The following is a 2,061-nucleotide window of genomic DNA, read 5'->3' as shown; positions in this document are numbered from 1 at the left end:
CAACAAGATGGGGATGAAACTTGTAACGGCTGACGTCGCGGCCTGAAAAAACCTATTCAAGATCAGACACTTGAATGGTGTTTCTTAAGAGCCTTGTATGCAACTCTTTCACGAACATACTTGAGCCAACGATCCGCAGCTCCCGCGACGACTTCAGCAGATTTGAGAGCGCCTAGCTTATCGGGGAAGAAAAGGTACATGCGACCACGGCGAAATGCATGGTCGGGGCCACAGATGCAGCAGGGCCACTTGGATCGGCCGATATCCGACTCCCAGAACTCCCTTTGACGGTGCGACTGAAAGTCGGCGTCGGAAAGCGGCGATCCATGGGAGTAAAAAGAGTAGCTCGGCGCACCTGCCCCCTTTATTGATTCAACCGTCTGGAGTAGGTACTTCCTGTCCTCAGGAAATCCGCCTGGTTCTGTTCGCTGAAGCCGAACCAACACGATTACCGACGCCCGATCAATGAGCTCGTCTCGCTCCATGCGTGTGCCATCGATTGGAGCGGAGCACCCCCATACTTCGTGCAGATGCAGGAGCAGAAGCAGCGCCAAGGCAATCGAACGCATATGCATCAGTCGTAGGGCTAACGAGGCTGTCCAATAACCCCAAATCCACCGCCACCCTCATCCCGGAGGGCGACTGAGGCTTTGCAAAGGCGAGTTTCTGGGTTCATCGGTGAATTTGAATTTGTGCGCCGCAGGCTCGGCTCCTGAGTGATTGTGCAGGCTCTTGCCTGCCTTACTGAACCCCGGTTTGCCCGTAGCCCGTTCTTTGCAGCTTCTCGATGTTGTGCACCATGCAGTACAAGCTCCACTGCGTCCTGACCTTGGCTTGCCCGCAAAGTCGGGGTCAAGTCTTAAAAATAAACCCCTTATCCGCGAGACTCCCCCTTGTCCCCCACCAGCATCGCTAACCTCCCCGCCTCAGCCCTGGCAATCAGTTGGCTGACCCGCGCCACCGTCAGGCCGATCTCGGCCGCCAGCGCTGTCATGGTAATGCCGCTATGAACATAGGCGCAGCGCAGCGCCTCCTCTCTTGAATCACAAACCTTCTGCCACTGCCCCAATGTCTGCGGTCGGCTGCGCTGCGCTTTCGGGACTTCGGTGCTGTTCTTGGCTTGCACATCCGCCTGATCATGCATGCGCAGCACAAAGTCGTTATCACCCAGGAACACTTGCCGGTTCAAACCCGCTGCCCACAGTTGCACACCCATGCCATCAGCCACCCACTGGGCATAGCTCCTACCCGCCTTGACCCGCTCGGCCTCGCTCGTTGGCGGCTCCGCTTGCCCGAGCAGGTAGCTGTGCAAGCCCGAACTGTCCAGCCAGGCTGGTGCAGGCACGACGGCCGTATGCGCACGGTAGCTGGACCAAACCCAGTCACCCGGGCCGGCCACCATGCCTGCCCGCACCGGGTTCAACTCCACATAACGGCAGGCCTCGAGCAGATAGGCATCCCGGTCAATCAAAATCGCCTTGTAACGGCCCTGGAACAAATGCCCCACCTTGCCATGGCGCCGGTTATAGGCCTGGGTATAGACCCCGTTGATATGCCGCATCAGCAGCGACAGATTGGCTGAGCGCGTTTGCACAACGAAGTGGTAGTGATTGCCCATCAGGCAATAGGCCAGCACCACCGCATCAAAACGCGCCATCCCCTGTGCCAACACCGTCAACAGCAGGGCGCGATCCTTGTCATCTACAAAAATGTCCTCACGCCTATCCCCTCTCGCCGTGAGGTGGTAGATCGCGCCAGGGAACTCGATACGGAGGGGGCGGGCCATGGTAGGAGGACTATACGGCTAAAGACGGGTTGATGGGGTATATTTTTAAGACCTGACCCCGAATTCCGAATTCTGCCGGGGTATATTTTTAAGACCTGACCCCGAATTCTCTGACAGGCTCGGCAGCCCTGAAGAACTCGCGCATCCACGCCAGCGCCGACGAGATCGCCGCCAGCCTGAAAGGCAACTGGCGGGCCGAACACCTGTTCGCGCTCAAGCAGGCCATGGGCGCCTTCGACTTCGTCGGTACCCAGCTCGCCGAATGCGACATTGAG

At 58.1% G+C, this 2,061-nt stretch carries 2 protein-coding genes; both read right to left on the bottom strand.

Going from position 1 to position 2,061, the window contains the following annotated elements:
• Window positions 1-874: 874 nt before the first annotated feature.
• Entirely contained in the window at window positions 875-1,786 is a 912-nt protein-coding gene (locus HNP55_RS23925; protein WP_184304921.1) for an REP-associated tyrosine transposase, read from the bottom strand.
• 88 nt (window positions 1,787-1,874) lie between these two features.
• Window positions 1,875-2,061, bottom strand: a 187-nt coding sequence (locus tag HNP55_RS24035; RefSeq protein ID WP_221439763.1) for a hypothetical protein, incomplete at its 5' end; no start/stop codon positions are given.

The organism is Roseateles oligotrophus (assembly GCF_014204525.1).
Lineage (GTDB): Bacteria > Pseudomonadota > Gammaproteobacteria > Burkholderiales > Burkholderiaceae_C > Paucibacter_A > Paucibacter_A oligotrophus_A.
Note: the sequence above shows the minus strand (reverse complement) of the source record. Positions and strands in the feature narration are given on the sequence as shown.

Excerpts from the sequence above, each read along its gene's own strand:
- HNP55_RS23925 (WP_184304921.1), bottom strand. The coding sequence starts at position 1,786 with ATGGCCCGCCCCCTCCGTATCGAGTTCCCTGGCGCGATCTACCACCTC.